Here is a 290-nt window from a genome sequence, read left to right as displayed (position 1 = left end):
GGAGCCAGTCGAGGAATTGGTGCTGCAACAGCTAAACTGTTAGCTGAACGTGGAGCTAAAGTAGTTGTTAACTATGCAAGAAGTGCAGCTGCAGCAGAAGACGTAGTGAAATCCATTCGACAAAAAGGTGGTGAAGCCATTGCTATACAAGCTGATGCCAGAAATATGGAACAAATGAGCCAACTGGTCGAAGAGACCGTAAAAACATATGGAACAGTCGATATTCTTATTCATAACGCAGGTATGAGCTTTACCAAAAAGTCATTTGAAGATATGATATGGGAGGAATT

General features: G+C 41.7%; 1 protein-coding gene. It reads left to right on the top strand.

What is annotated here, in order from left to right:
• On the top strand, positions 1–290 hold a 290-nt coding region (locus ASU00_RS24205), incomplete at both ends, for an SDR family NAD(P)-dependent oxidoreductase (protein WP_152983854.1).

It is taken from the genome of Peribacillus muralis, from assembly GCF_001439925.1.
GTDB classification, from domain to species: domain Bacteria; phylum Bacillota; class Bacilli; order Bacillales; family DSM-1321; genus Peribacillus; species Peribacillus muralis.
This window is presented reverse-complemented; position numbering and strand designations above follow the sequence as displayed.